This window comes from Mesorhizobium sp. M0217 (assembly GCF_040321955.1).
Lineage (GTDB): Bacteria > Pseudomonadota > Alphaproteobacteria > Rhizobiales > Rhizobiaceae > Mesorhizobium.
In genome coordinates this window covers 1-24,963 of record NZ_JAMYSN010000028.1, presented here as the reverse complement: position 1 = coordinate 24,963, position 24,963 = coordinate 1, and the positions used below count along the sequence as shown (strand labels likewise).

The window sequence follows — 24,963 nt, the reverse complement described above, 5'->3', positions numbered from 1 at the left end:
CCCCCTCCATTGTTTTGCAGTTTCGTTGGTCTCGTGTCGTCCCGGCCTTCTGCAATTGACCGGAACGACGCTTTCGCGAAGCTGGTAGCTGTCACCGCGGAGGGTGATCACTTGTCGAGTGGTGAAGCAGGCGCGATCAAGGATCGCGGTTGCCATCACGGGATCAGCGAAGTTTTCATGATGCCTTCTTCCTTGATCGCCTGGTACGTACGATCCGCGCTTGCAGCGTGTTGATCTGGTTGTCCGAGAGTTCTTTTGCCACGGCTGCCCCTTCGTGAGCTGGCGTCCCTCGATCCAGCCGCGGGCGAGGTAGTCGAAGACGGTTTGTTGTGTGACGTCCAGGGCGGCGGCCGCCCCTTGAACAGAGTAGGTTCCATCTGGCCAGCGGTCGGGATCGGCGCTCGTCCCGTTGATCTTGACAGTGGGGTGCCCCAACGTGTCCGCAGAAGCCAGACATTCTCACCTTTGAACGCGTGGCCGCGCGCTGCGACAAAGCCTTCCGCGTTCAGCGTCGCGGCGATCTCCTTGTCCATTTCGCCCGCGACGTTGAGTTCGATCACTCGGCTGCGCAGCCGCTCCAGATCGATGTAGTCGCTATAGGTGTGGACCTGCCTCTGGAGAGAGTGCTCGCTTGTCGCCCCCGTCTGCCACAGGATCTTGAACCAGACCTGGCCCTGGAAGCGCTTCTGGTCGAGGATGACCTCGCAGACGATGAGGCGCAGGATGCCCTTGCGCTCGGCCGCCGTTGTCGAAGGCGAGTGCCAGATGCCGGGCAGATCTTCGCCCAGCTTTTGAAGCGCTTGGCGGTCGGTGCTCAAGACCAGCGGCTCGTCATGTCGCCAGCGTTCGTAATCCTGTTCGATCGCCTCGGCGGCGCGCAGCTTCTCTTCCCAGACGCGCTCCAGCGAACGCGCCACCAAGCGGTTCCGGCTCGACCGCATCATATTGGCGCCGTGCTCTTTCCGCCTCATAACGAGCCCGCTCGCGCCGCAGCGCCCACTGCCGCTCAAGTTGACGCGTCTCTTCTTCGATCTGGCCCAGGGCGGCGAGGGCGATGGCGATCTTGTCCGGCGTCAAGGCCTCGAGCAGGACGCTTTCGACGTGCGCATCAACAGGCAGCGCACGCCCTTCCTGGCATAGCGGCCCGCCCTCCTGATCACGGTCGGCGCGACACGTGTAGACGGGATAGTCGCCGGCGGGACCGCTATAGCGCAGGCTCATCCGGCGACCGCACCGCCCACAAACGGCGATGCCCTGCAGCAGTGCCGCTCCCTTGCGCGGCACGCCCGAATGGCTGGCTTCGTAGCGGTTGATGTTGTTTTTCCAGTCGCCTCTGGTTCTCCATGAACTCCTCCCAGCCGATATAACCAGGATGAGCAGCCTGAAGGCAAACCTCCCAGTCGGCGATGGGGACCTTGGTAGTCCTCGGGCGATAAACGCCATGGCGAATCCGCCCGCCTTCCATCCGCCTCCGGCCATAGACATACGCTCCAGCATAGGCAGGATTTTGAAGAATGCTGAGAACCCGTGAACTGTCGGCCTCGCGCCACACCACATCGTGCGGTGCTGGGCCGAGCACGGGACGCACGGGCAGCGGCAAATCGTTCTTTCGCAGGTAGCGCATCACGGCCCGTGCACTGTGAAGCTCGCGGAATTTGGCGAAGACGAGGCCGAGCCTCGCCTGCACCTGCTCATCGGGATTGAGAATGATCTCGCCGGAGCGACCATGCGCCAGTCCGGCGGGAACAGGAAGGCGTAGCTCGCCGCGTGCCGCCTTCTGACGCTCGCCCTGATGGAGGCGCCGCTTGATCTGGTGCAACTCCGCTTCGCTCATGATGCCGGACAAACCGAGCAACAGGCGATCATTGTAGGCGCAGGGATCGTAGAGACGTTCACCATCGGCAATGATGACGCCGAAGAGCGAGCACAAATCGAGGAGCTGATGCCAATCGCGGTTGTTGCGAGCAAGGCGGGAGGCATCGAGACTGATGACCAGCCCGGCATTCCCCAATCCGATCTCGGCGATCAGCTTCTTGAAGCCCATCCGCTCGATGGTCCCGGCTCCGGATTTGCCAAGATCTTCGTCAATGACGTGCACACGTTCATGCCGCCAGCCGAGAGCGACCGCGCGAAAGAGGAGGCGGTATTGCAGTTCCGTGCTTTCCTGATGATGCCGCACCTGGTTCACGGAGGACTGGCGGACGTAAATGTAAGCGAGCTTACCGCGATGCGCAGCAGTGACGTACTTGTCCGGTCTATTCGATGCTCTCAACATGCCGATCCGCCGCTGTCGGCGCGCCCGTCGATCGCATCCGCAAGAGAAGTCGCGCGAGGCTCTGCGCGATCTGCTTCTGCGTCTCCCCCGGCAAGTTGAGCCAAAGGCTCGGGAGTGTCGTCATGCCCGGATTGGGAAGTTCGGTGAGGGTCTGGGACGCTACGCGGTACAGATTCGACTGTATGTTCATCGCGAATCACCTCCTCGATACGGGAGGCCAAGGTGCTGTTCAAATGGTGCAGCAATGTGAGCAGCGTTCGGACGTTGATGCAGGCCAACGATTTCGACACGCCCTGTTCTTCCGGTGACGCCGCTGCAAGGTCGGTCACCGAACGCCGAATTGAACGGCCGCGTCCGTCAGGCAGTCGAACAACGACGAAAGCCGGACCGCGCGCAGAACGGGACGAAACCAGCTCCAGACGCTGGCCCGCAAGGCCTTGACGCGGGTCGATCACCGTCAAATGAGACACCACCCGGTCGAGAATGGCGGCAGCCTCTGATGTTTGGTTCGCCAAACACGCTGCCCCATTCGCCCACCGAGCGGTTGGAGGTGATCAGGATCGATCCTCGCCACATAACGCCGCGACACCAGCTGGAACAACAGATGCGCGGCATTGGCTTCGAAGGAGATAGCCGAGCTCATCGATGATCAACAGTTTCGGCCGCGACAGGGTCGTCAGCTGCTTTTCCGAGTGAACCGTCTTCATGGGCCTTGGCCAGGATGGCCACGAGCGTGGCCGCCGTGACGAACTGGACGCTATGGTTCTTCCGGATCGCCTCGCGCCCGAGAGCCACCGCCAGATGTGTCTTGCCCGTATCTGGAGATCCAAGGAAGAGGACCGTGTCGCCATGGGCAATCCAGCGGCAGGTCGCCAGTTCCCGGATTTGCCGCTTGACCCAGCGACGGTGCGCGTCGAAGTCGAAGCCATCGAGTTCGCACACAAACGGGAACTGCGCAATCTTGCCTGCGATGGAGATGCGCCGTGCGATCTCGCGCGTCACCAGGAAGGCGAAAGCCTCGCGCAAGGTCATTTGCGAACGCGCCGCTTCGTCCAGCAGCGTATCGAGCTGATCCGGATCGCGGCCATATTCAGCCGGTCGAGCTGAGCCACCAGCATCTCGTGATCGACCGCCGTCATCTAGCTCGCTCCCACCAGTGCCTCATATTCGGCCAGTGGCCGCAACAGAGCGGAAGCCGCAACGATATCCGCCTGCGCCGATCGTACGGGCGCAGCAGCGCCAACCACGCCGGCAAGATGCGCGCGCTCGACAACTCCGTTGGCGACGCCGCACAAGGCATGATCGCCACCGCCTCGCCTCCATGACGCACGATAACGCGGCCGCCCAGCACCACAACCTGAACGCTCTCCCCGATCAGCCGCCAGGGAACCGAGTAACTGTTCGTGTCCAGGTCGATTGCGCAGTCCGCCTGGACCTCGCGCACTAAGCTCGCGAGGCCGGTACGGCTTCAATGGCTGCAGTCGCATCGTCGACCAATAGATCCCGCAGCTGCCCGAACGGCCCGTCCGCCCAGAGGGCGAAGCGCCACGGCCTGTTCGGCAAAAGCGCTCCGCAGGAGCCACGCGCTGATCGGCAATCTCGCGCGTCTGCCGTCCCAGATGTGCCTCGAACGCCGCCCAATTCTTCCGGCGGCCGGCAATCGCACTGCGCTTGACATAGCAGACCCGCGTTCGTCCTTCCCCTTCGTACGAGCCTGGTCGGGCGCACAAGCCGGTGGCGTAAATCCCCAATAGCGGCAAAGGCGTGCAGCCGCACATTGAACCGCACCTTCCGCGTCGCCGCATCATGATGTTCGACCAGTGCCTTCGGATTATCGAACAGTACTTCCGTCGGAACCCCGCCGGAGCGAAGGAAGGCTCCTTCCACCCCTCGAACCAGTCCGCCTGGCGCTCCGCGATCTGCCGGTCGTTGGCGGTCGCCAGTAGCTCGTTGACCAACGCCACGACCTGTGCCGGCGTCTTGCGTATACCGACATAGGCCGTGGTCTGGTCACCGACAGGCTCTGCGTGGGCCCGGCGCGCCAACGGATATGGATGTTGACCTGCTCGTCGATCAGCAGCGTCACGTCTTCGATGAGAAGGCCAAGCATACTTGCGCTTGGACGGCACCGGTGCGCCCGTCGTCCAGATTCGCGGGAAATCGGCGGCAAGCGCCCTGATGTCGTGCGCGGTATTCCGGCCGCCACCAGTCTTGCCAAAGGCCGTGAAAACGAAGGCGCCCATCTCCTTGGCGCAGCTTGACCGCACTGGACGGCGGCGCGCAGCGTCGCGTAGAAATCCTTGCAGCTGTGCGGTAGCACTGGAGTGCGCATACGGCTCACTTTTTTTCGAGCGATCGCGCGTTCGATGCTGCGGGGATGAGGCCGACACCGAAGCGGCGCTCCTTCGCGTCGAACCGGCGGCCTGCGAGGACAGCCCCGCTAACTCGCCGTCGACCCGGACAACAGGCTCGTCACCCGCGGGATCGAGCCCGACTGGGAGCAGCGCCTTGTAGATCTCGAGGCTGCGAAGGAGGAACTCGCCCGCCCCCTAGATGTGAGCTTTCAGAGGGTTGTCCATTCGGACCGGACCGAGGAGACTGGAGTTACCAAGCTGCAGCACTCAACGGAGGGTCCGATTGAACATTCACAAGAATGCCCGTCTCACGCCGCTGCGTCGAGAGGAGATGGCGCTGTCGGTCATTGAGGGGCGTCTTTCCCAAGCCGATGCGGCGCGCACCTACGGCGTGTCGGCCAAGATCGTGGCGCGCTGGGTCGAGCGCTACAAGGCCGAGGGCAGCAAATGCATGATCGATCGTTCCTCGCGACCTGCTCGTATGCCACAGGCCGGCGGCGCTTCTCACCTTGCGCTGGAAGGGTGGCGCGCTGACCGACATGGACGTGCCCCCTGCCTCACTCAAGACCGGCGAGGGTTCGAGCCGATGAAGAGACGCTGGATCTCATGCGTCGCCTGGCGACTTTCTATCCGGAGCAGCGATACGCCGTCCATCGGACCGAGCTGACGCACTTGGGAAAATTCATTCCTCACCTAATCATGGTCTGGCGTCTGATACCCGCCTTCTTTTGCAACTGCCGAAATGCTCAGCCCTTTGGCCAGCTCGGCTATCCCAGATCAGAAAAAGCACGCTTACGAAATACGCCAACTGAAGGAGCAGCGAACAAGCCAGCGTCGTCATGACTACTGTGCCGATGGAATGAGAAGCGAAGTAGACAGTCAGTGCGGTGCTGCACAGCACCAGCCCCAGGACGCGACAAAAGATACTGAAGGGCAACGGCGTTCTCCTGGTTTTTTCTCCTCACATCATGCTGCGACCTGGTCGGCCGCAACATGGGTCTGGCAGCTTTTCGGGCAGACGCGGGCGCAGCCTCCGCAGCCAATGCAGCGGCCGGCATGGTCGACGGCCATGATCATGCGATTGAGCTCGCCGTCGAAATCGTCGTCTTCGCCGTCGGAGGCGCCGAGGATTTCACCCGCGTCATCGACGCCGTAAAGATGCATGACCTCGCGAGAGCAGACCTTGAAACAGCGGCCGCAGCCGATGCAGGTCGTGCCGTCTATAGCGGTGAGATATTCCGGCATCCATCCGGAGCCGTCGCGGGTGGTGAATGTGCTCCTCATCGAAACTTCTTCATTGTGGCGAGCTCTCTCTTGGCACCATCCAACTCGGCAAAAACGGCCGACGTTTCCTCGGCAACTTCCTCTGTCCCCGTCCATTTTCCCGGAAGATCTTCTGCAAGGTCGGATGTCTCGACAGAGCGACCAACCGCCCCGCCGTGACAAGCAATCGTCCGAAGCCCCATGAGTTTCATCTCCATGATTGGCGGGCCGGAGCGCTCCTCGGTCGCAAGCCCCACGGCGCTGTAAAACATGTCCCTCCACCGCACGTCCTGATCGGGATCTCCGATGACAGGGATCGCACGGCGCTGTTTTTTGGTGACGATGCAGTCGGCCAGCAGCGTGCGTCCGATATGCCTTCCCATGAACGTAGAGATCCTGAGCACGATTCAGCCGCACGAAGCGTTTGACGAACGGGTGGCAAGGACTGCCTCGTCCACGTTGACAGCAAGGCCGACCGCAGCCGCAGCACTAGACATTTCGCCTTCTCCTCATTTCAGTCCTCTTCGTCGAAGCACGATGTCTGTTTTCTGGGGTGCCTACTTCGGGCACACTTGCGCAGCCGACGCCCGGCTCGGCGCGGCTGATGTCACGCAATCGATATCCCTCTGGCCGACCTTGACCACGTCCTTGACTGCGAAGTCTGCCACGTGAATTCGCGTCGAACATCACTTCCGCCGCAATCCGGCCGGAGGCCATGAAGTTTCGAGCCTCGATCCTGCTGCCGACGATCGACCAAGTGCTGCATAGATCCTCCTGCTGCGGTCACGCCAGGGAAATGGACGAATTGCCCAGTAAGCCATTTCGACCAATTACCCTTTTTTACCTATCCTCCTCGGCCGACCGCGCTTTGGCACCTTCGGAAAATTGTTTTGCGGAACCGCAAAGAGAGAGCCGTAACAAACCTTCCCACCCCTGTACTTGGCGAGGGCCTGCAGCAAATCCGGCAGATGCTGCTCTTTCAGTTCGGCCGGGATAGGCTCCGGACCGTCCAGCGACGTCAGGGCCAGTTCGACCAACTCGATCGCGCGATCATTGTTGCCGTTCTCGTGATAGTACCGGGCGACCGCGGGATAGGACCGGAACTTAAGGCTGTCGCCTTGCGGGGGATTCAGCGCCAGGATGTGTTCGGACAGGTCCTTGCCCATCGCCAAGCGCTCAGCAGGGGGAAGGCGCGAATGGTCATTAGCCGGGTGGAAAAGTTGGTCTAGCGCCGAAACCATCCAATCCTCGGAATTTTTGTCGATCGCGTCGCGAACCAACTGGCGCATCACGGGCAAGCCGGTCCACATGTCTTGTATTTTGTGAAGCAACAGATGTGCATGGGCTAGGCGGAAATTGAGGTCGTCCGGCATCAAGGCGATGCCCTCTTCGATCGCCCAGAGCGCCGTCTTCCAATCTTCCAGGTTCACCGCCGCCCAGAACCTGTCATCGATCGGCTTCTTCAGCGCTTGTTCGCGCGCCAGGGGTTCGCTTGTGGCGATCCGCTGCTGATCGGCGGCTTTCGCTTTGTTGCTGGTAGGCCAGCTGCCATTGAACACTTTCGGCAAAACCTCACCGAGTTGGCTCGGATGACCGATAAAGGCGATGCAACCGTCTCGGTCGACTACGAACGAGGCCGGAATCCCGACGCAAAAGCTGGGTTCCCTCCAAAGCTTCTTCATTTCGCCTGTGACGTCGAACGCAATCCGATGATTCAGATCCGGGCACTTTTCGGCCAACCACGCGTCCAACTGGGTTCGAGCCTCGACGGCCGTTGGAGCGTCTTCATCAGCCGCGATCCCGACGACCTCAAGTCCGCTGTCCTTGTATTTCTCCTGTAGCTGCATCAGCTCGAGCATCTCCGCCGCAGATACTTCGCACCAAGTTGCCCAAAATTCGACGATATACACTTTGCCGGGTTGGAAGTTCGTCAGGGGCTCGCCACGCAGCCAGGTGTCCACTTTGATCGGAGGAGCCGGTGACTTCATCTGCAATACCATGCTGCTTTCCAAAGCTGTTGCCACAGGTTGCGACTTTATGCGCGAGCTTGTTCCCCTCTTTAGCGAGGGGGGCACACGGGCAGGAAAAGGAGAGCATCGCTCGTCTCGCGCGTCTGCGTGCAGTCAGCTTTCACGCAGTGTTGCCGCATCACAATCCGCAAAGGCCGTGCCAGCGCCTCAGCGGGCAGTAAGCGCATGAATCGCTAGAAAAAGCCTCCAAATCCCAAGATGGCCGGTTGTATTGAAGCCGACATGTTTTCTGCCGCTGTCCGGTTTTGGACACGCATCTGGCGCTTCGGGCCGGCACGAAAGCGTGGCCCGGACGACTCCACATGTATTCGGGCTGAGGGACCGAGCAGATGGACATCATGGCTGCGTTGGCTGCCGCCAGGCTCGTCGTCCGCTTCAAGCCACTGGCTTGAGCTTCTTGCCGTTCTGGTCCGGAGGCGTTAGCGGATCTCGCCATCTGCGAGGGGCCGCTCCATCCGAGCGCGGCCTGTGCCCCCTCGCCCGCCTTGCGATTGACTTCCTGCGCTGGCGGCATAGGAGTTCTCACGACGAAGCCGGTTCAGCTGAGCTCATGAATACGCCATCATCAGATAGTCGATTCGTCGCGAAAAGGTCAGGATGAGTGCCGGCATATGCCGGCCGGTGAACTCTGCGGGATTCCTGCTTTGTGTCGTTATCTTCTGTGTTCCCTGTGTTCAGGCGCTACAGGGACCGCCTGGTGCGAATGTGTGCGTTGTCGGAACTGACCAACCCCAATGGCCGCTCGGTCGCCACGCGGGTCGGGCCGGACCGACTAAAAACGCTGAAGATGCGGCCGTCCTCCCCGCTAACCCGCTACCATCTCTGACGACGACAACGTGATTAATGCGATCGAGTCCCGCCGACGCCGGCAAGAGCCCGACAGTCCCGACTCGAAGGTCGGTGCCTTGGCCACTACACGGTGGTTGCGGTGTTCAGCTCCCGGCCAGTGGTGAGGGAAATCGTGATAACGCTAATACGATGAGGCTACGGTCCGAACGCGGCCTGCCGCGCTGAAACGACTCTCTTTCTCGACCTGACGCCGGCTCGAGTATTGGTGTTTTGAGCGCATTGAGGACGTCTGGGCTTCTGCCCGGCCGTTTGTCTGCGCGTTACGGGTTGTCTCGGCGAGCAGACACCGAGCGCGTTAGAGGCGTCCGGGGAATGTTCTTCGCGACGGCGCTTGCAAGTTGCTCATGAGCTTCGCGAAACCTGCTCGTTTGCGGCGACCTTGCTCCGACTTGGTATCAGGGTAGGTGATCAGCGGAGTAGAGCTTAGCATCGGTGCTACTTCAGAACCGGTCAGCGGGCCAAAAACAGCGGCAATGACGGCTTCCCAACTATCCACCTCGTCACGCCGCCGAAGAGTCGCTCACGTAGCCTGCGGTTGCCATAAGCGCCCATGACTATCATGTCGGCAGACGTGTCGATTGCGTGCTGCGCGAGCACCGTGGCCACTGGTTTGCCGGCGCTCGCCAGCCGGTCAATCGACACCCAAGCACCGTGCCGAGTGAGATAGGCGGCGATGTCGGCTCCCGGCTCGGTACCGTTTCCGGTGCAGGTCGCCTCCGGATCGACTAATGCGACACGAACTTCCTCAGCACCGGCTAGCAGATCCAGCGCTTCCCGAACCGAACGGGACGCCTCGACTCGCGAATCCCAGCCGACCAGCACGCGCCGTGGCGATAGAGTCGCCTCAGCGCCCTCCGGCACGACAAGCACCGGCTTTCCGGTATCGAACAGGCTGCCGTTGATAACAAGGGGTCCGAGATTAATGTCGTTGAGAAGTGCGGGGCCGACGATTGTCAGGTCGTTGCAGAGCGCCCGCTGTCGCACCGCGTCACCGACGCTGGCCTGATCGCAGTAGTGGGTATCGACGTCATAGCAAAGCCACATGGCTCTCAGCTGTTTCTGAATTTCCCTGGATGTTTTTTCCAACTGACCGTGTCATGTGAAAATCTCTCGATTTGCCTGTACCGTTTTTCCAGTGCGGCAATGGCGTGCGCGCGTTGTTCAGGCCACTCGGAGATGCCCTCGCTTAGCGGCGGAGGTGACATAACGAGAGGCAGAGGCGACAAAATCAGGACGGACAAATGTGCGCCGACTTCGGCGCACAAGCTTGCAGCTGTTCTGATGTCCCGATCGGAGTGGTCAGCTCCCGCTACACTGAGTAGGCTTTTGAAGGCCATCTGACTGCTCCCCCTGAGTATGTCGCGCCCGTAGCGCGTTTCGAAGCCGCAAGAATTCCCTTTAGCAGAACGAAGATGGAGAGTGGCACACTACCGTTCGCTATTCAGTCGTCCGGCTTCTCGAGCGAGTAGCCGGCAGACCTGACAGTACGAATGACGCTCCCTGGCGAGGCCGCCTTCAGCGCCTTTCTGATCCGGCTGATATGGACGTCGACAGTACGTTCACCGATATGGATATTGTCCGGCCAGGCCGCGTCGATCAGCTCGTCTCGGCTGAATACCTTGCCGGGAGCCTCAAGAAATTGCCGCAGCAGGTTGAATTCGAGAGGTCCGAGATGGATGTCGTGGCCATTACCTCGAACCCGGTGAGCATCGAGCTTCATCTCAAGGCTGCCGCAACAGAGCCAGCTGCCGTTTTCGATCCCGTTTGAACCCGGCTTTGGCAGCGCCAGCTTCATCCGTAGACAGTCAAGCAGCTTGGCCGGCGCGAAGGGCCGCACAAAGCTCTCGTCAATGCCTGCCTTCCAGAGATCGAGGTGCTGGTTCTCGGCGCCAGGCGCGATCAGGGCAATAACGGGCAGGCCGCCGGTCCGGGGCTCCCCCTTGAGCCGGGCGCAGATTGTAGAGCCTGTCGCGCTTGCTGGCCCGCAGTCCAGCACTACCGCCTGGAGCTCCCGTTCATCGGCCAATGCAAGTGCTTCCTTCACCCCGCCTGCCGGCTCACTCGTAAAGCCGTCCACTCCCAGAATGTGGCTGAGGAACAGATACAACTCAGCATCTTGCGAACAGATCAGGACCAGTGGCTTCATCAGCGCTACCCCAAGAACCACATCGGCATCGACCGCCTCGGTTGAGTGGGCTGGCCACGGTATGTCCTCAAGGCCTGACATGATCCCCTTGATCCAAAATCGGTTCCATCACGCCCGCGCCACCTCGGGATAAGCCTCAATGGCTGCGGTGGCATCGCCGGCCAGTTGGGTACCGACCGCAGCGAGTTTCCAGAACGTCTCGAAGCCGAACCGATGGACGTCGCGCAGGGTCTTGGACAGAACGACCAGTCGCCCGGCCGTGAAGAGCACGCGCCCGAAGCCCTCGTGGCTTATCTCCATCATCGGCGATGCCATCAGGCCGGAGCGCTCCTCAATCGCAAGCCCGACGGCGGTATAGAACTTATCGAGCCTCCACAGCACGTCCGGATCGGGATCGCCGATGATTGGAATTGTACGGCGCTGTTCCCTGGTGATGATGAAGTCGCCCAGCAGCTCGGCGTCCGATTTGCCTTCCCATGACCCGTGGGAATCATTGGCACGGATCAGCCGCACGAGGCATTTGACGAACGGGGTGGCAAGGGCCGCCTCGTCCTCGGTGGCGGCAGGGCTAACAGCGGCTTCAAACATTTCGCCCACTCCTCATTTCAGCTTTCGTCCTCGAAGGAAGGTTTCTGTTTAGCGACACCTGCCTGCGCCAGCACCTTGCGCAGCCAAGGGGGAGGACACGTCCTGAGCATCATCTGCGTGCGCAACAGCACCTCTTGGATGGTCTGGGGCTGCGGCACTTTGATCGGATGGATCTTTGCGGAAACAAGTTTGGCTGCCGAAGGTCCGCCGATCGCCAGACAAAACAGGAGATGACAGCCCTTCAGCGCCTCCACCTTAGGGGTGATGCGGTCATCGCCCTCAGTTCGGTGCTTCCCGCTCTCGTAGGAAACGTCATCGAATGCCACGGCTTCGACGAGATTCCACTCCTCGCGCATCACGTCGTAGACAGCAAAGCGCCTGGCCGACCCGAAATGGGCGTTGAGGTTCTTCATGTCCTGCGTGGCGATTGCCACGCGCAATGCGCCGGCTTGGCGTTCCGGCTTCGGTGCGTGAACCTCGTCAGTGACGAGCGAGAGGCGACGAACGGAGCTCATCTGGCATTTCTCGCTTACGGAGTGGATCAAGCGCCTCAGGCGTCGGCGCTCGCCCGTTGGCTTCGAAAATGTTGGCAACCTCGAAGATCAGGTCGCGGGTCCCCTGGTAGAGGATTGTGAGCTTGTGCTGGGCCCCGAGCCGGTCGAAGATCGGGAAGCCGACCCGCATGAGCGGAATGCCGAGGCGCTGCGCCGCCTGGCGGCCGTGGGAATGAGTAACGAGAAGATCAGCGCCGGCGCCAAGCGCTTCCAAATCGCCGAGATCGCCGATTTGAACCAACTGCGCCGGCACTTCCTCCAGAATTTTCGACATAGCGGCTGTTGTGACCGCCGCCGCGATTTCGGAGCCCATGCCGATGAAGAAGCTCGCGAGTTGGTAGAGTTGGTCTGGTTCAGCAGCGATCGCAATTTTCTTGCCTCCAAAGTGGAAATGTCCGTCGAGCAACGCGTCCTGCAACTGCGCCCGCCGACGGCGCACCCCAGCCGGCGCCGCCGCGCCCGAAACCGCACAGAGAAGCGAGACGAACCGGTCGGCGTCCTTCAATCCAGTCAGCGACCGGAACAGCACGTAAGGCACGCCGGTCAACCTCTGCAGCAGCTCGGCCGGGCGGCGCATATGCTCACCGATGGCGACGCATTGCACAGCCGTGCCAAGCTCGCGGATATCCTCGACGCTGGTGCCGCCATAGGTGGTCGTGATCCAGCGGTCGGGCACCGTACCGTCGAGCGAGCCGGAGATGTCCGGCAGAATCATCGGCTTCAGTCCAAAGCTTTCAACCATCTCACGCAAATGCTCGATGTCAGCCACAGTCAGGTTCCAGCCAGGCAGGATCACGATCTTCTTCGACTGCCGCGCCTGCTCGCCGGGCCGCGTAATCCTTTCGATCATAGCGGTGACAGCCTTGGTCCAGCCCTCTTCGATCGCGCCCTCGAAATCCGGTGTGTTGGCTAGCACCACCTCCGTACCTGCGAGTTCTTTCATGCGCTTCAGCCTGATATTGGCGACATCCCCTCCGCAGTCTTCGACCCGGGTTTCCACCAGCGCGGTCGTGCAAACCCCGATCAGCGTTGGCTTTGTGCGGGCCTTGAGGTTGAGGATCGCCTGTTCCAGATGGTCCGCCCCGGCAAGGATCGTCGCCACCTCATCCATCGCCGTTGTCTGCAAGGGAATGGCTTCCTTGAAATGTCGCACCAAGAGCACGAGCGCGAAGCTGGTGCACCCCTGGCTGCCGTGGAACAACGGCATCGCGCCGTCGACGCCAAGAAAGGCCAAGGCGGCACCCAATGGCTGCGATGACTTCAGCGGATTGACCGCCGCCGCTTTGGTCTGGGGAAGGATCCGGCCCATTGGCTTCCTCAACACTCGCCGAAATCACCGGCCGTCGTGCCGGAGAATTCCTGGACAGCATGCAAGGTCACGGTATCGCTTCTCGTGCGCGGCCGTTCCTCCCTCACCGTAGGCTGGCAATCCCATGGTGCCGGCTCCCGCACCTGCGCCCAGATCGGATTGTGAATGGCGATGTCGATCTGGCGAACGAGTTCCACCATGCCGTCATAGCCGGCGTAAGGGTGTTGGCGCTCCTGGTTGATATCGAGCCAGGGTGTCTTGGCCTTCAGCGCGATGAATTGCGTGCGCCCGCCCGACAGCAGGATATCCGCCTTGCGTTCTGAGAGCATGGCGTAGAGCTCGCGCGGCGCCATCTGCTCAAATATGTGGTTGTCGTCCTTGAGGATCTGCTTGATGCGCGCCTTGTCTTCGACGGTCGACTTCTTGACAGAGGTTCCGACGATCTCGATGCCGATCTCCATCAGCGCATGGACGACCGACCAGGACTTCACGCCGCCGGTGTTGAGCAGCACGCGCTTGCCTGCGAGCCTCGGCCGGTAGGCCGCTAGCCTCTTCCAAGCGATCGCCTCTTCCTCTGCAATCAATACCTCGGTACGGCCGAGGATCTCCGGATCGGCACCCTTCTTCACGAGCAGCTGAGATATTTGTCGGAGCGCTTCAGACGTGGCGCTGATGCCGTAGAAGGAGCCCTCGAAAAACGGGATCTCCCAGCGCTGCTCCATCTTGCGGGCCAGATTGATGAGCGCGGTCGAGCACACGATCATAGCCGCCCGGGCACGGTGCGCGCAGGCAATGTCGAAGTAACGCGCGTCACCCGGAATGCAGGCGCGCACCCGGATGCCCAGCCGGTCAAGGAGCGGCTTCACCAGCCAGAATTCGCCCGAGAGGTTGAATTCGCCAAGGATGTTGATGTCGTAAGGGCCGACATCGTCGGGCTCGGCCGTGCCGATGACATGCTCGAGCAACGCCTCGCCGGCAAGCTTGTTGCCGAGATTCTTGGAGCCGACGAAGCCCGGCGCATTGACCGGGACAACGGCCAAGCCGAACTTTTCCGCCGCGCGTTTGCACACGGCCTCAATGTCGTCGCCGATCAGCGCCGTCACGCAGGTCGGATAGACGAAGATCGCCGGCGGCCCATACGCTTCCTTGATCTCGCGGATCGCTTTGAAAAGCTTCCGCTCGCCCTGCCCCATCACAACATCGAGTTCGGTGAGGTCGGTCGTGAAGCTCGTGCGCCACAGCGTTGGCCCGGACGAAGCCGCACCCCGGTTGTCCCAGGAATTGCCCTCGCAGGCGAGCGGCGCATGGATCAGGTGCGCGACGTCGGTGATCGGCTGCAGCACGATCTTGGCGCCGTCGAAGGCGCAGCCGCCGGCAGCCGCCCCGGGGGTCAGCGGCTTCGAACAGCCCTCTTTGCGCGCCTTGGCATCCTTGCCGCGGTTCTGCTCGCAGGCAGGCTCGTTGAAGACATCCTGGATTTTGGCTCTGAGCAAGGACATTGCGTCGGTCTCCAAAGTCCCTCGGGAAGACGACCGGCCTCACCGATGAGCCGGCCGGCACGCTTAGCGAGTGAGGTCATACGAATAGTCCGTCACGCCCGTCTCGCTTGTCTCGCGATCGAGCTTGTCGAAGATCTTGTCGAGGATCGTCGTCAGCACGCGCAACCCGCCTTGGTAGCCCATAAGCGCAAAGCGATGGTGATGGTGGCGGTCGAAGATCGGAAACGTCAGCCGGATCAGGGGCGTGCCGGTGTCGCGCTCCAGATACTTGCCATAGGAGTTGCCGATCAGCAGGTCCACCGGCTCGGTGAAGAGCAGCGAGCGCATCGCCCAGAGGTCCTTGCCCGCCCAGACTTGAGCGTCCTTGCCGAAGGGCGATGATGCAAGCAGTTCCTTCAACTCCGCTTCCCATGCCGAGGTGCCGTTGGTGGCGAGGCAATGGGTGGGCTCGCCGCCCGTCTCCATGATGAAGCGGGCCATGGCGTAGACAAAGTCCGGATCGCCGTAGATGGCGTATTTCTTACCGTGCAGCCAGGATTGGCTGTCCGCCATGGCGTCAACAAGTCGGCCGCGCTCCAGGCGGATTGTCTCGGGGATTTGCTTGCCGGAAATCGCGGAGACCTCGATCAGGAAGTCGTCGGTCGCCTGGACTCCGAGCGGGTAATGGAACGAGGCAGTCGCCTGCCCTACCCCCTGGCAATACTCGAGTGTTTTTCGGGTGTTGTAATGCTGCAGCGACAGCGTCGCCTCGGCGTTGAGTGCCTTCCTCACGTCTTCGATGTTCGTGCCGCCGTCATACATGCGGTATTCGCCGTCGGACGGCGTGTCGAACTGGTCAGAGGCGTCTTGGATGAAAGTATAGGACACGCCCAGCAGATCGAGCAGGCGCTTGAGTTCCCGGTTGTTGCCGACACAGAACCCGTCGAAGCCCGGAATGATGTTGATGGTTCCCTCGGCTTCCGTTCGCTCCTCGCCCTTCCAGAAATGCTCCAAAATGCCCTTGACCGCAACGTCATAGCCGTCGACATGGCTGCCGACAAAGGCCGGCGTATGGGCGAATGGGACGTCGAAGTCGCGCGGGACCGAGCCTTCGTCCTTGGCGTTCTCGATGAAGCTGTGCAGGTCATCGCCAATGACCTCCGCCATACAAGTGGTCGAGACGGCAATCATCTTCGGGTCGTAGAGTTGGTACGTGTTGGCGAGCCCATCGACCAGGTTCTTCAAGCCGCCGAACACTGCCGCGTCCTCGGTCATCGAGGAGGAAACCGCCGAAGCAGGCTCCTTGAAATGGCGCGACAGGTGCGAGCGGTAGTAGGCCACGCAGCCCTGGCTGCCGTGGACGAAGGACATGGTTCGCTCGAAGCCTGCGGCCGCGAACACCGCGCCGAGCGGCTGGCAGGCCTTGGCGGGGTTCACGACAAGCGCTTCGCGAGCAAGGTTCTTTTCGCGGTATTCCCACGTCTTGGTGAATTCGCGTTGGTCGGTAACGATCTGGTCCGGGTGAGGGCATTCGAAATTCAGCCTCTTCTCGGCGAGCATCTGCCTGTATTCCGGCTCGCGGAACAGGGGCGCGTGGTCGAGAACTTTTTCAGCCGACTGCGGCATGGGTGGTTACCTCTTTCCATCTGGCCCGCCATAGGGCGGCACAGGGACGTCGAAACGTTTCAGGTCTCCCGCGGACGAAGGGCCACAGGCATTCACGGCCTCCCGTCTTCCGGGAGGCCAGGGTTTCATTCGGCGGCGATCGCCGCCGACGGCTCGGCTTTTTTCTTCCAGGGGGCGTCGTAAAGGTTCCAGACCGGGTTGTTGATGGCCAGATCCATGTCGCGGGCGAAGATGGCGAAGCCGTCGTAGCCGTGATACGGGCCGGAATAATCCCAGGAATGCATTTGTCGGAACGGTATGCCCATCTTCTGGACCGGGTACTTTTCTTTGATGCCGGAGCCCACGAGATCAGGACGGATCCCTTCGATGAACTTCTCCAGCTCGTAACCAGTCACGTCGTCATAGATCAGCGTGCCCTTTTTCACGTAGTGGCCGGTGCGCTGATAGTCGTCGCTATGGCCAAATTCGTAGCCAGTGCCGACGATCACCATGCCCAGGTCCTCATATGCCGTGACGACGTGACGGGGGCGCAGCCCGCCGACATAGAGCATCACCGTCCTGCCTTCGAGGCGCGGCCGGTACTTGGCGATTACGGCATCGACCAACGGCCGGTATTTGGCGATGACCACCTCGGCCTTGGCCTCGATTTCCGGCCCGAAGTGCTTGGCTATCTTGCGCAGAGAGGCTTCGGTCTGGGAGGGGCCGAAGAAATTGTACTCCATCCAGGCGATGCCATACTTTTCCTCCATGTGCCGGCAGATGTAGTTCATCGACCTGTAGCAATGGATGAGATTGAGTTTCGCCTTCGGCGCTCGCTCTATTTCGGCCAGCGTAGCGTCGCCCGACCAGTTGCCGACCACGCGCAGGCCCATCTCCTCGAGCAGGATGCGCGAAGCCCAGGCGTCGCCGCCGATATTATAGTCGCCGACCACATTGACATCGTACGGGCCGACCTCGAACTCGAGGTCCTTCTTCTCGAACACCCAGTCGCGGATCGCATCATTGGCGATGTGGTGGCCGAGGGATTGCGAAACGCCGCGGAAGCCCTCGCAGCGCACCGGCACGATTGTCTTTCCGTGCTCCTTGGCTTTATTGCGGGACACAGCTTCGGTGTCGTCGCCAATGAGGCCGATCGGGCATTCGGATTGCACAGTCATGCCCTTGTTCAGCGGAAACAGTTCCTCGATCTCGTCGATGATCCGTTCCAGCTTCTTGTCGCCGCCGAAAACAATGTCCTTCTCCTGGAAATCGGAGGTGAACTGCATGGTGACGAACGTGTCGATGCCGGTCGTGCCGACGTAGTAGTTTCGGCGTTGAGACCAGGAATATTGCCCGCAGCCGACCGGGCCGTGCGAGATATGGACCATATCCTTGACTGGACCCCACACCACGCCTTTCGAGCCGGCATAGGCGCAGCCGCGAATCGTCATCACGCCGGGGATGGACTTGATGTTCGATTTGACCTCGCATTCGGAAAGGACCTCGCTTTCCTCGCCAGCCTCGTCGCCGCTCTTTGCCACGCTGAGGTGCTTTCTGCGGCGCTTCGCCGACTTGTCAGGATATTGCGACAGCACCTCCTCGATAAGCCTCGCATGGAGGCCACCGTCATTCTCGTATTCCAGGCTCATGGGACCCCTTTCAAGGTTCAGGGTGACGCCTCACCGACGAGGCGCCGTTCTTTGAAAGACGCACCAGGTCAGGCGGCGCCTCATGTCGGCAGCAGTCGCTACTGTGCGGCAGTCTTGGCCGCTTCCTTGCCCTGAAGCTCGGCAAGCATCTGCTCGTCGGTCTTCATGATGCCGAAGTCGAGCAGCATGTCCTCGAGCTCCTCCATGGTGATCGGGGTCGGGATGGTGCCCTGGCCCGAATTCCCGTGAATCTTCTCGGCCAGCGCCCTGTATTCCCCGGCCTGCTTGGAGTCCGGCGCATACTGGATGACAGACATCTTCCTGAGCTCGGCGTGCTGGACGATGTTGTCGCGCGGCACGAAGTGGATAAGCCTGGAATTGAGCTTGGAAGCCAGCGCTTCGGCGAGGTCGAGCTCGCGGTCGGTTTGGCGCTCGTTGCAGATCAGGCCACCGAGCCGCACGCCGCCCGAATGGGCGTATTTCAGGATACCCTTGGCGATGTTGTTGGCGGCATAGAGCGCCATCATCTCGCCGGACATGACGATATAGATTTCCTGGGCCTTGTTCTCGCGGATCGGCATCGCGAAACCGCCACACACCACATCCCCGAGCACGTCGTAGGAGACATAGTCGACGTCGTCGTAGGCGCCGTTCTCCTCGAGGAAGTTGATTGAGGTGATCACGCCGCGGCCGGCGCAGCCGACACCCGGCTCGGGCCCGCCCGACTCCACGCATTTGATGCCTTTGTACCCGACCTTGAGCACGTCCGCGAGTTCCAGGTCTTCCACCGAACCTTCCTCTGCCGCGAGGTGCAGCACCGTATCCTGCGCCTTCGCGTTCAGGATCAGGCGGGTGGAGTCGGCTTTGGGGTCGCAGCCGACGATGAGGATTCTCTGCCCGAGGTCGACAAGGGCGGCGAGCGTATTTTGGGAGGTGGTGGACTTGCCGATGCCGCCCTTGCCGTAAAAGGCGATCTGACGCAAACCTGACATGTAGCTTTCCTTCCTTCGTTCCATTCATCGCGGCTGCCGCGACATGAATGCCGGTCGGGCAGCTGTAGCCGCCTCGCACCTAAGGATCTCAAGACTCGTGCCAATTTGGCTGATCGAACCGAAGAATAATTTGATGGTTGCTTTTCAGGGGTTTAGCCTGAGGGCCAAAGAAAGGATCGTCGCAACAGACCGTGTAGCGGACCCGACAATGGCGACACAAAGCGTCGGATCGCGATCCTCAGTCACCGAATTCGTTTGAACCGCGTCGTTATGTTGAAGTGGACGAACAGCAGCTCGATCCTGTTGGGTGAATTGCGGGATGCTGTCTGTTCCGGCGAGCTGACGTGCTTGCTCACGCGTGTCATCGTGGACACTCCGCGGAATCTTGCGCCACGCTGGCATGCCTTCGATCCAGCCATCCATAGGGCCGCGGATCGAAAGTTCCGCTATATCAGCAACCCGAGGGGACTCGGCTCACTTATCGGCGCAGGAGTTCAGTATCGGCGTCAACGCCTTCACATGTTCGTCCATCCGCTTGAGCACTTTCGCTGCGACAACGTCGCGCTCAGGCAGATGCCACCAGTACTCGTTGACGAGTTTGACCGTCTCGACCACTGCCTTTAGGACTGCCGGCTCCGGAAGCCTTGCGCGGTTCGCAAATGCTTTCCATCGCGGTGCTGCTAGCGCCTTGAACGAGCGCTCTCCTCCAAGCGACAGCGCCATGGCGTCGGCGGGAATATATGGCACAGTGGACAGGACGTCGTAGATTGGTGCAAGCGCCGGCTTGTCGCCGTTTCCGGGATACATCAAAGACCAATTCTTCAGGTGCATGTCGCCATTGCCGGTGATGACGCTCAGTGCCAGGCGGCGGACGAAATCGAGAGCCGCCGTAGGCGAGACGGCCACGCCAAGAGCCAAGGCTATGTCGTGATAAGCGGCCCCCTCATATTTGCGCGAGGGGTAGACACCGAAGACCTGAGCGAAATCCTCGATGTGTATCCTCTCGCCACCGGCGCCGCGATCGAAGCGTTTGACGAGAAGGACCTTGCCCTCCGACAGCGTATTGAATTCTTCGGGAACGCCCTCAAAATCGGACTTCTCGACCAGTTCGCATTCAGGAACCTCCATGCCGATTGCTGCTGCCAGCGCCAGGTTGGCGAATTCGTTCTCGGAAACGCCCGGAAACGCCGTCGAAGGGAACTTGGCAATGTACCGGCCCTGCTCGTCGTCCATCGGCAAGGTAAGGCCGCCGCCTTTTCCAATGTTCTTCATGACCGACAGCTTCATCTGCACGCCGGCAAGCGAGAACCGTGCCTTGGGGTGATCCTTTGAGCCATCCTTCGAAACCGTTATCGCGCCGTCACTGGGCAACGCCCGTACGGCTCCCGGCAGATCGGCGCCCAGTGCCGCTAAAAGATCGAAATCATTGCCTGGCCGCACATTGCCTTCGTGATGCCTTTCCATCGCCTCCCGCAATTTCTCCTCCGGCAGGAGGTTCGCGAAGAAAGCGGGCAAGGCGCTTGCCAGAGGCTTTGGATCTTTCCGCAATCCTCCCGTCGCTGCCCGGAACGACAGGCTGAGAACCGGAAAGCCGCCCGTCGCGCGGTAGGCGTCATCGAAGTTGAACGCATTGAAATCGCCCGGCGTCCTGACGATTGTGCCGATCTTCACTGCATTCAAGAGCACGTCCAGTGACGGGATCGTCTTAGGTGCGCGAAAGACTGGAGCCATGATCGTCATCGTCAGGTTGAGAAACAAAGGCGGGTCGATCGTCATCATCATGCGGACGCAATAGAGCCTGGACAGCCGGCACCATGGCTTGCGGAACCAGCATCATTTCCAGACCGAGCGCGCGAGCGATATTCATGAGCGTCGTCGCACGCGCGGCTGCGGCTCCCTTTTCGATGTCGCGATATCGGGGACGGGATATACCCGCCAAATCGGCGACCTGCTCCTGCGTCATCGCAGCGGCCAACCTCGCCTGCCTGAAAAACCCACCGATTTCCCGTAGAATTTCCGATTGAGAGTCCATAACGCAACCTATGCGATCTATTCCAATGCGCGATGGTACGCAAAGGTATCTCATCCAGCGAGTAGTTTCAATGCTTTGATGATCTGTTTATGTATCATATGTGAAGAAAATGATATGAAAAGAGATCAATCTTCCTCTCTCTTTAGCGCCGCGCGGCAACGTCGTTCCTCCGAGAACTGAACCGCACCGGGTTTCCGGAGGCCGTTTCGTTGAGTCACGCGGCCATGGCTGGGTCATACAGAATGGCGTAGTAGCGTTCCTCGGGTTCGGCCGGCGGAATGTTGCCGATGGCCTCCAGCAGCCGGCGATTGTTGAACCAATCGACCCAATCGAGCTACCGAACTCGACGGCTTCGAAGTTGCGCCATGGTCCGCGTCGATGGATCACCTCGGCCTTGTAAAGGCCGTTGATCGTTTCGGCGAGAGCATTGTCGTAGCTGTCGCCGACGTTGCCTACCGAAGGCTCAACGCCGGCCTCCACCAGGCGCTCGGTGTATCTGATAGAGTCGTATTGGGCGGCCTCTATCGCTGTGATGGATCAGCCTGCCCCCCTGCACGGGCCGCCGATCATGGAGAGCCTGTTTCAGAGGGTCCAGAACGAAGCTGGCATGCGCCGTCCGGCTCACCCGCCGGCCGACGATCCTTCGCGCATAGGTGTCGATGACAAAGGCGACATAGACGGAGCCCGTCCAGGTCGCGACGCAGGTCAAGTCGGAGACCCACAGCATGTTCGGCGCCGGGGCATGGAACTGGCGATTAACGTGATCGAGAGGGCAAGGTGCGGCCTTGTCGCTCACCTTGGTGCGGATCGGCTTGCCGCGGATGATGCCCTCAAGACCCATGGCCCTCATCAGTGGGGCAACCGTGCAGCGGGCGACGTCGAGCCCTCACGCTGTAACTCCCGCCAGACCTTGCGAACGCCGTAGACGCGGAAGTTGGCCTCGAACACGCGTCGGACCTCATCCTTCAAGGCCATGGCCTCATCCCGCTTCGCCCGAGCCGACAGCCGGGAAGGATCGATGCGCTTGGCGACATGGTCGTGGTAGCTCGACGGGGCGATCGGCAGCACCTTCCAGATCGGCTCGACCCGATGCGGTTGCCACGTCCGAAGGCACGCCGGCGAGCACGGTTCATACAGCTGCTGTGGCCACCGTCCACCGGCTTTTCTTCGTAATAGGCCTAGTGCATGCGTCGCTGCAGACGGCCAACTGAAAGAACATTCAGCCAACGGCTATTTGACCTCGGCGCCGATGCGCTCGACGGTGGTCCTATGAAAGAGACGGGCTGCTTCAGATGCCGCACAGCCTTCATTTAGCTGAGTCGAGTGATTTCGGAGCGCTGATTGGGTTTGTTTCGGACGGCGTCCACCCTTTCGCCCGCGTTCGCGGGCTGCCTGTAACCGGGGCACCGTGGGCATTTTTAGAGTAATACCCGCTAAGGTAATTCGAAGTTGTTTGGATTGACCGGTTAGCTCGGATCGGCCTGGAGCGTTCCCGGGGCCGGTCAATTTCGTTCCAGAGATAGTCTTTGGTAATGCGATATGAGCCAAGGAGCGGTGCGACCTGGGAGAGCAATTCGACGGAATATCGATGCCTTGGCCGCGGACATAACCGACAGGGGCTGAGATGACGGTAAGCGCGTTAGGCTATTGAGGCCCCGTGTCAGCATCACCAAAGCTGACAACCCTTGGACGGCTCGCAGCGTCGGGGACGACTATGGGGTGGCCACGAGGCGCAGCTTGAGGTGCCCAGACCGGCCCTTGAGAAGGCTCTAACTCAGGCTTGCTAGACCTCCGACCCGACAAGCTAACACAAAGACGCAACACCGTTCGAGTTTATTGCTGGCAACAAGCCGGCTCCCCAATTAGAGGATTTCCCGGCTTAATTTCCAGCGTCGACTTGACTGCAAAAGACTTTCGCTGGAACTGTCGACCTAGATTCGGGGGGCTCCATAAAATGGCAAGCAAGGCAAAATCGCGGAAGCGCGTTGGAACTCTAGAAGACCGGTTTATGGACGCCGTTAGAGAATTGTCGGGTGGCGGAAAAGTGAGCGTTAAGAACGCAGCCCTTTTCAATAAACTGGGTTGGATAGAAGAACGTTACACGACAACTAAGGACCGCCTGAGGAAGAATGGACTGATAAGAGGAGGTCCCGGTGGGACTATGTCCCTCCCCCAAAATGCGGCTAGCCCCAGTCCCAAGCCTCTCAAGGCGTTTATCTCCTACTCGCATGCAGATGCGGCTATCAAGGTTGACCTTCTAAAGCACCTTACGCCGCTGAGCCGACTTGGTCTTGTCGAGGCTTGGCACGATGGCGAAATCGAGACTGGCGACAAATGGGCGGACGCCATCAAGGGCAATCTAGAAAGCGCCGACATTATCATCCTCCTGATAAGCGTTGACTTTATCAACTCGCGTTATTGCAACCAGATTGAGCTAACCCACGCGATGGAGAGAGAGGCCAACAACACGACGGTTGTTATTCCAGTGATCGCGAGAAATTGCTTGTGGCAGGAAGAGGTCTTCGGGTCTTTTCAGGCGACCCTCAAGGGTACATCGATCGCAAGTTTCAAGGATCGCGACGAAGCTCTGACTTTGGTCGCGGCAGATATCAAGGAAAAAGCTCTTTCCATGCTTGCCAAAAAGAACGGGGTTGCTCCTTCCTAGATGTGCAATCTGTACAACATCACCACGTCGCAAGAAGCCATACGCCAGTGCACCAGGGCTCTGCGCGACCATCTCAGGCAACCTGAACCGTCCATCGACATCTACCCCAACCAGCCCCCAACCATCCCGGTCCGGTGGTCCGCAATGCGGCAGACGGGCAACGTGAAGTCGCCAACCTGCTTTGGGGAATGCCGACACCGCTCGAACGGGTCAAGGGCAGGGCCGACTACGGCACGACCAATATCCGCAACCCACAATACGGCCATTGGCAGCAGTATGTTGGGGTTGAGCATCGCTGTGTGGTGCCTGTGACGAGTTTCTCGGAGCCCAGCCCAACACCCGGCATAAGGACCCTGAGACAGGTATTCAGCGGATTGGTTCGCGCTCAATGAGGCCCGGCCGCTTTTCTTCTTCGCTGGCCTCTGGACGCCATGGCATGGGGTGCGCAAGGTCAAGGACGGCGCCGGCGATTTCGAGCTTTACGGCTTCATGACGACCGCGCCCAACGCCCTGATCAAGCCGATCCATGCGCCTCTAATGGGCGTTGGGCACCTTGCCGGGAAGTGCTGTGGATAGCCGGAGGCACCTCACGACCGACCGCGCATGACTCGGGGGCAATGGTTTTGTGCGTCAAGTTCTGCAAAATGGGGCAGCCATGATGCTGGTCATGCGGCTTGGCGCAGAGCGAGCTTCTTGTGCTCGCGCAGATCATCCATGTTGATGTATCGATTGGCCTCCATCCAGTTTTCGTTGGTCTCGACGGCCAAGGCCCTGACCAGGCGCAGGCAGCTTTCGGTATTGGGGAAGATGCGCACGACATAGGTGCGCCGGCGGATTTCCTCGTTGAGCCGCTCCAGCATGTTGGTGGATTTGAGATGCTTGTGGTGCTGTCTCGGCAGCCTGAAGAAGGTCAGGGTTTGTTCGATGGCATCCTCGGCCCAGCCTGTCAGGCGCGGATAGCGTGCCGACCATTTGGCAAGCCATGCGGCAAGATCAGCCCTGGCCTCTGCGAGATCGCGCCGGTCGTAGAGCCAGCGCAATTCCTGCAGGCAGTCGTCGCCGTGCTTCCTCGGCAGATGATCGAGCGCGTTCCTGAGGAAGTGCACGTAGCAGCGTTGCCAGGCGGCTTCGGGGATCACCTCGCCGATCGCTGCCACCAGGCCGGCGTGATCGT

22 protein-coding genes and 4 pseudogenes are annotated in these 24,963 nt (G+C 60.5%); 3 read left to right on the top strand and 23 right to left on the bottom strand.

The window, feature by feature from the left end; translation table 11 throughout:
* Window positions 1-155: 155 nt before the first annotated feature.
* Window positions 156-917, bottom strand: coding sequence for a hypothetical protein (locus NKJ18_RS28095; RefSeq protein WP_352760838.1), 762 nt, complete (start codon window positions 915-917; stop codon window positions 156-158).
* Between the two features lie 94 nt (window positions 918-1,011).
* Here NKJ18_RS28095 and NKJ18_RS28090 point away from each other — a divergent pair, with 94 nt between their 5' ends.
* A complete protein-coding gene (locus NKJ18_RS28090; RefSeq protein WP_352760910.1) occupies window positions 1,012-1,140 on the top strand; it encodes a hypothetical protein in 129 nt (42 codons plus the stop codon).
* Between the two features lie 36 nt (window positions 1,141-1,176).
* On the opposite strand, the pseudogene NKJ18_RS33075 reads toward NKJ18_RS28090, so the two are convergent.
* From NKJ18_RS33075 to NKJ18_RS28070, 5 genes and pseudogenes are all read right to left on the bottom strand, one after another.
* Window positions 1,177-1,221 (bottom strand): annotated as a pseudogene (locus NKJ18_RS33075) (hypothetical protein); the annotation flags it as partial.
* The gene (locus NKJ18_RS28085) at window positions 1,205-2,275 is read right to left on the bottom strand and encodes a recombinase family protein (RefSeq protein ID WP_352760835.1); all 1,071 of its coding nucleotides are present in this window, start codon (window positions 2,273-2,275) and stop codon (window positions 1,205-1,207) included. The gene NKJ18_RS28085 and the pseudogene NKJ18_RS33075, both read right to left, overlap by 17 nt.
* Entirely contained in the window at window positions 2,269-2,790 is a 522-nt protein-coding gene (locus tag NKJ18_RS28080; RefSeq protein ID WP_352760832.1) for a DUF5372 family protein, read from the bottom strand. Before NKJ18_RS28080 ends, NKJ18_RS28085 begins: the two co-directional genes overlap by 7 nt.
* A gap of 124 nt (window positions 2,791-2,914) precedes the next feature.
* Window positions 2,915-3,307: an ATP-binding protein gene (locus tag NKJ18_RS28075; RefSeq protein WP_352760829.1), complete on the bottom strand. Its 393-nt coding sequence runs from the start codon at window positions 3,305-3,307 to the stop codon at window positions 2,915-2,917.
* A gap of 107 nt (window positions 3,308-3,414) precedes the next feature.
* Window positions 3,415-4,194, bottom strand: a pseudogene (locus NKJ18_RS28070) (Mu transposase domain-containing protein); the annotation flags it as partial.
* Window positions 4,195-4,912: 718 nt separating this feature from the next.
* On the opposite strand from NKJ18_RS28070, the pseudogene NKJ18_RS28065 reads away from it, so the two are divergent.
* Window positions 4,913-5,122, top strand: a pseudogene (locus tag NKJ18_RS28065) (leucine zipper domain-containing protein); the annotation flags it as partial.
* 204 nt (window positions 5,123-5,326) lie between these two features.
* Here the strand turns inward: NKJ18_RS28065 and NKJ18_RS28060 are convergent.
* From NKJ18_RS28060 to NKJ18_RS27985, 16 genes and pseudogenes are all read right to left on the bottom strand, one after another.
* On the bottom strand, window positions 5,327-5,470 hold the full coding sequence (locus NKJ18_RS28060; RefSeq protein ID WP_352760904.1) for an exopolysaccharide production repressor protein: 144 nt from the start codon (window positions 5,468-5,470) through the stop codon (window positions 5,327-5,329).
* Window positions 5,471-5,595: 125 nt separating this feature from the next.
* Entirely contained in the window at window positions 5,596-5,913 is a 318-nt protein-coding gene (gene fdxB, locus NKJ18_RS28055) for a ferredoxin III, nif-specific (RefSeq protein WP_352760826.1), read from the bottom strand.
* Window positions 5,910-6,275 (bottom strand): CCE_0567 family metalloprotein, encoded by a 366-nt coding sequence (locus NKJ18_RS28050; protein ID WP_352760824.1) that lies wholly within the window; start codon window positions 6,273-6,275, stop codon window positions 5,910-5,912. The genes fdxB and NKJ18_RS28050 overlap by 4 nt, the downstream gene beginning before the upstream one ends.
* 447 nt (window positions 6,276-6,722) lie before the next feature.
* Complete coding sequence (locus NKJ18_RS28045; RefSeq protein ID WP_352760822.1) at window positions 6,723-7,892, bottom strand: TlpA disulfide reductase family protein; 1,170 nt, start codon at window positions 7,890-7,892, stop codon at window positions 6,723-6,725.
* Between the two features lie 1,329 nt (window positions 7,893-9,221).
* Window positions 9,222-9,857 carry a universal stress protein gene (locus NKJ18_RS28040; RefSeq protein ID WP_352760820.1) on the bottom strand — a complete coding sequence of 212 codons (636 nt, stop codon included), beginning with the start codon at window positions 9,855-9,857 and terminating at the stop codon, window positions 9,222-9,224.
* 355 nt (window positions 9,858-10,212) lie between these two features.
* On the bottom strand, window positions 10,213-10,998 hold the full coding sequence (locus tag NKJ18_RS28035) for a response regulator transcription factor (protein ID WP_352760818.1): 786 nt from the start codon (window positions 10,996-10,998) through the stop codon (window positions 10,213-10,215).
* A gap of 27 nt (window positions 10,999-11,025) precedes the next feature.
* The gene (locus NKJ18_RS28030; protein WP_352760816.1) at window positions 11,026-11,505 is read right to left on the bottom strand and encodes a NifX-associated nitrogen fixation protein; all 480 of its coding nucleotides are present in this window, start codon (window positions 11,503-11,505) and stop codon (window positions 11,026-11,028) included.
* A gap of 17 nt (window positions 11,506-11,522) precedes the next feature.
* Window positions 11,523-12,020, bottom strand: a complete 498-nt coding sequence (gene nifX, locus NKJ18_RS28025) for a nitrogen fixation protein NifX (protein WP_352760814.1) — start codon at window positions 12,018-12,020, stop codon at window positions 11,523-11,525.
* On the bottom strand, window positions 11,986-13,368 hold the full coding sequence (nifN, locus tag NKJ18_RS28020) for a nitrogenase iron-molybdenum cofactor biosynthesis protein NifN (protein WP_352760811.1): 1,383 nt from the start codon (window positions 13,366-13,368) through the stop codon (window positions 11,986-11,988). The genes nifX and nifN overlap by 35 nt, the downstream gene beginning before the upstream one ends.
* An 8-nt stretch (window positions 13,369-13,376) precedes the next feature.
* Window positions 13,377-14,867, bottom strand: a complete 1,491-nt coding sequence (gene nifE, locus NKJ18_RS28015) for a nitrogenase iron-molybdenum cofactor biosynthesis protein NifE (protein WP_352760809.1) — start codon at window positions 14,865-14,867, stop codon at window positions 13,377-13,379.
* Window positions 14,868-14,930: 63 nt separating this feature from the next.
* Window positions 14,931-16,472: a nitrogenase molybdenum-iron protein subunit beta gene (nifK, locus tag NKJ18_RS28010; RefSeq protein ID WP_352760806.1), complete on the bottom strand. Its 1,542-nt coding sequence runs from the start codon at window positions 16,470-16,472 to the stop codon at window positions 14,931-14,933.
* A gap of 125 nt (window positions 16,473-16,597) precedes the next feature.
* Window positions 16,598-18,100 (bottom strand): nitrogenase molybdenum-iron protein alpha chain, encoded by a 1,503-nt coding sequence (gene nifD, locus NKJ18_RS28005; protein ID WP_352760804.1) that lies wholly within the window; start codon window positions 18,098-18,100, stop codon window positions 16,598-16,600.
* Between the two features lie 98 nt (window positions 18,101-18,198).
* Window positions 18,199-19,092: a nitrogenase iron protein gene (gene nifH / locus NKJ18_RS28000; RefSeq protein ID WP_352760802.1), complete on the bottom strand. Its 894-nt coding sequence runs from the start codon at window positions 19,090-19,092 to the stop codon at window positions 18,199-18,201.
* A gap of 474 nt (window positions 19,093-19,566) precedes the next feature.
* Window positions 19,567-20,823, bottom strand: a complete 1,257-nt coding sequence (locus NKJ18_RS27995; protein ID WP_352760799.1) for a type II toxin-antitoxin system HipA family toxin — start codon at window positions 20,821-20,823, stop codon at window positions 19,567-19,569.
* A complete protein-coding gene (locus NKJ18_RS27990) occupies window positions 20,798-21,124 on the bottom strand; it encodes a helix-turn-helix domain-containing protein (protein WP_023690557.1) in 327 nt (108 codons plus the stop codon). Before NKJ18_RS27990 ends, NKJ18_RS27995 begins: the two co-directional genes overlap by 26 nt.
* 214 nt (window positions 21,125-21,338) lie before the next feature.
* Window positions 21,339-22,210: pseudogene (locus tag NKJ18_RS27985) on the bottom strand (IS3 family transposase); the annotation flags it as partial.
* A gap of 868 nt (window positions 22,211-23,078) precedes the next feature.
* Here NKJ18_RS27985 and NKJ18_RS27980 point away from each other — a divergent pair.
* Window positions 23,079-23,789 carry a toll/interleukin-1 receptor domain-containing protein gene (locus NKJ18_RS27980; RefSeq protein WP_023816852.1) on the top strand — a complete coding sequence of 237 codons (711 nt, stop codon included), beginning with the start codon at window positions 23,079-23,081 and terminating at the stop codon, window positions 23,787-23,789.
* Between the two features lie 665 nt (window positions 23,790-24,454).
* On the opposite strand, the gene NKJ18_RS27975 is transcribed toward NKJ18_RS27980, so the two are convergent.
* On the bottom strand, window positions 24,455-24,963 hold a 509-nt coding region (locus tag NKJ18_RS27975; RefSeq protein WP_352760797.1), incomplete at its 5' end, for a transposase.

Excerpts from the sequence above, each read along its gene's own strand:
- NKJ18_RS28030 (WP_352760816.1), bottom strand. The coding sequence starts at position 11,505 with ATGTTTGAAGCCGCTGTTAGCCCTGCCGCCACCGAGGACGAGGCGGCC.
- fdxB (WP_352760826.1), bottom strand. The coding sequence starts at position 5,913 with ATGAGGAGCACATTCACCACCCGCGACGGCTCCGGATGGATGCCGGAA.
- nifH (WP_352760802.1), bottom strand. The coding sequence starts at position 19,092 with ATGTCAGGTTTGCGTCAGATCGCCTTTTACGGCAAGGGCGGCATCGGC.
- NKJ18_RS27980 (WP_023816852.1), top strand. The coding sequence starts at position 23,079 with ATGGCAAGCAAGGCAAAATCGCGGAAGCGCGTTGGAACTCTAGAAGAC.
- NKJ18_RS27995 (WP_352760799.1), bottom strand. The coding sequence starts at position 20,823 with ATGGCTCCAGTCTTTCGCGCACCTAAGACGATCCCGTCACTGGACGTG.
- NKJ18_RS28060 (WP_352760904.1), bottom strand. The coding sequence starts at position 5,470 with ATGACGACGCTGGCTTGTTCGCTGCTCCTTCAGTTGGCGTATTTCGTA.
- NKJ18_RS28075 (WP_352760829.1), bottom strand. The coding sequence starts at position 3,307 with ATGACCTTGCGCGAGGCTTTCGCCTTCCTGGTGACGCGCGAGATCGCA.
- nifD (WP_352760804.1), bottom strand. The coding sequence starts at position 18,100 with ATGAGCCTGGAATACGAGAATGACGGTGGCCTCCATGCGAGGCTTATC.
- NKJ18_RS28085 (WP_352760835.1), bottom strand. The coding sequence starts at position 2,275 with ATGTTGAGAGCATCGAATAGACCGGACAAGTACGTCACTGCTGCGCAT.
- nifX (WP_352760814.1), bottom strand. The coding sequence starts at position 12,020 with ATGAGCTCCGTTCGTCGCCTCTCGCTCGTCACTGACGAGGTTCACGCA.
- NKJ18_RS28050 (WP_352760824.1), bottom strand. The coding sequence starts at position 6,275 with ATGGGAAGGCATATCGGACGCACGCTGCTGGCCGACTGCATCGTCACC.
- nifE (WP_352760809.1), bottom strand. The coding sequence starts at position 14,867 with ATGTCCTTGCTCAGAGCCAAAATCCAGGATGTCTTCAACGAGCCTGCC.
- NKJ18_RS28035 (WP_352760818.1), bottom strand. The coding sequence starts at position 10,998 with ATGTCAGGCCTTGAGGACATACCGTGGCCAGCCCACTCAACCGAGGCG.
- NKJ18_RS28045 (WP_352760822.1), bottom strand. The coding sequence starts at position 7,892 with ATGGTATTGCAGATGAAGTCACCGGCTCCTCCGATCAAAGTGGACACC.
- NKJ18_RS27990 (WP_023690557.1), bottom strand. The coding sequence starts at position 21,124 with ATGGACTCTCAATCGGAAATTCTACGGGAAATCGGTGGGTTTTTCAGG.
- nifK (WP_352760806.1), bottom strand. The coding sequence starts at position 16,472 with ATGCCGCAGTCGGCTGAAAAAGTTCTCGACCACGCGCCCCTGTTCCGC.
- nifN (WP_352760811.1), bottom strand. The coding sequence starts at position 13,368 with ATGGGCCGGATCCTTCCCCAGACCAAAGCGGCGGCGGTCAATCCGCTG.